Annotated in this window: 1 protein-coding gene; it reads left to right on the top strand. The window is 59.2% G+C overall.

Going from position 1 to position 2,155, the window contains the following annotated elements; genetic code table 11:
• Positions 1–95: 95 nt before the first annotated feature.
• Positions 96–2,155 (top strand): preprotein translocase subunit SecA (gene secA, locus WA989_RS05315; RefSeq protein ID WP_424339466.1); only part of this gene is annotated, 2,060 nt, incomplete at its 3' end.

Genomic DNA, 2,155 nt, shown 5'->3' with positions numbered 1-2,155 from the left:
GCCCAGCGCTACACAGATCGGTGTGCACCTCCTGTAAAGAAGTTCAAGGCAGGACGGCCAAACCAAGTCAACCAGGTAGATTGGTACCAGGATCAATGCTCTCAGTTGCCCGCAAGTTTTTCGGCTCTTCAAATGACAGACGTATCAAGCCCATGCGCAAGCGGGCGGAGAAGATCAACGCGCTGGAGCCGGCCATGCAGGCGCTCAGCGATGAAGAGCTGACAGCCAAAACAGAAGAGTTTCGCAAATGGCTCGCCGATGGGGCGAGCCTTGATGACATTCTGGAAGAAGCCTTTGCCGTGGTTCGCGAGGCCTCTGTGCGCGCGCTCGGCATGCGGCATTTTGACGTCCAGCTGATCGGCGGCATGGTGCTGCATCAGGGCTCGATCGCAGAAATGCGCACCGGCGAGGGCAAGACCCTCGTTGCGACGCTGGCGGTCTATCTCAATGCGCTGGCCGGCAAGGGCGTCCACGTCATCACGGTCAACGACTATCTCGCCAGCCGCGACGCCGAATGGATGGGCAAGATCTACGGCTTCCTCGGCATGACGACCGGCACCATCGTGCACGGCCTGAATGACCAGGAACGCAAGGCCGCATATACCTGCGACATCACTTACGGCACGAACAATGAGTTCGGCTTCGACTATCTGCGCGACAATATGAAATACTCGCTCGAGCAGATGGCGCAGCGCGGCCATGCCTATGCCATCGTCGACGAGGTCGACTCGATCCTGATCGACGAGGCGCGCACGCCGCTGATCATTTCCGGCCCGACCGATGACCGCTCGGACCTTTACCGCACCATCGACAAGCTCATCCCCGAGCTCGACGACGAGACCGATATCGAACTCGACGAGAAACAGCGCTCTGTCATCTATACTGAAGAGGGCATGGAGAAGCTGGAGCGGATGCTCGAAGAGGCGGGACTGCTAGAAGGCTCGCTGTGGGATCCGCAGAACGTCTCCATCGTCCACCACTCCAATCAGGCGCTGCGCGCCCACAAGCTCTTCCACCGGGATAAAGACTATCTGATGAAGGACGGCCAGGTGATGCTGGTCGACGAGTTTACCGGCCGGATGATGGAAGGCCGCCGCCTGTCTGAAGGCCTGCACCAGGCCATCGAGGCCAAGGAAGGCGTTGAGATCAAGCCCGAGAACCAGACCCTCGCCTCGATCACCTTCCAGAATTACTTCCGCCTCTATGACAAGCTCGCCGGCATGACCGGTACGGCGATCACCGAAGCGGCCGAATTTGCCGACATCTACAAGCTCGACGTCTTCCAGCTGCCGACCAACAAGCCGATTGCGCGTATTGATGACGATGATGTCGTCTACCGCATCGCCTCTGCGAAATATCAGGAAATCATCAAGGAGGTCCGCGATGCGCGCGCCAAGGGCCAGCCTGTCCTGCTCGGTACCGCGTCGATCGAGAAATCCGAGATTATCTCCACGCTGCTGACCCAGGCGAAGATCCCGCACAATGTGCTGAACGCGCGCCACCACGAGAAGGAAGCCGAGATCATCGCCGATGCCGGCCTTCCAGGCGCTGTGACCGTCGCGACCAACATGGCCGGCCGCGGCACCGATATCCAGCTCGGCGGCAACCTCGAAATGCGCCTCTGGAAGGCGATTGACGAGTTCAAGGAAAAACACGGCCGCGAGCCTTCCGAAGAGGAAGAAAAGGCCCTCGAAGAAGAGATCAAGTCAGACATCGCCATCGGCAAGAAAGAGGCGCTCTCTGCAGGCGGCCTGTTCGTGCTCGGCACAGAGCGCCACGAAAGCCGCCGCATCGACAACCAGCTGCGCGGCCGGACCGGCCGTCAGGGCGACCCCGGCAAATCGAAATTCTTCATCTCTGTCGAAGACGACCTGATGCGCGTCTTCGCGGCCGAACGCCTCAACTCGATCATGAAAAGCCTCGGCATCAAGGAAGATGAGGGCATCACCCATCCGTGGATGAACAAGGCGATCGAAACTTCGCAGAAGAAGATCGAGCAGCGCAATTTCGAGATCCGCAAGAACGTCCTCAAATATGACGACGTCATCAATGACCAGCGCAAGGCGATCTTCGAACAGCGCCGCGACTTCATGCATGCCGGCAATGTCACCGAGACCGTGACCGACATGCGCCATGACGTGATCGACGGCTATGT

This window comes from Henriciella sp., assembly GCF_049649345.1.
Lineage (GTDB): Bacteria > Pseudomonadota > Alphaproteobacteria > Caulobacterales > Hyphomonadaceae > Henriciella.
Note: the sequence above shows the minus strand (reverse complement) of the source record. Positions and strands in the feature narration are given on the sequence as shown.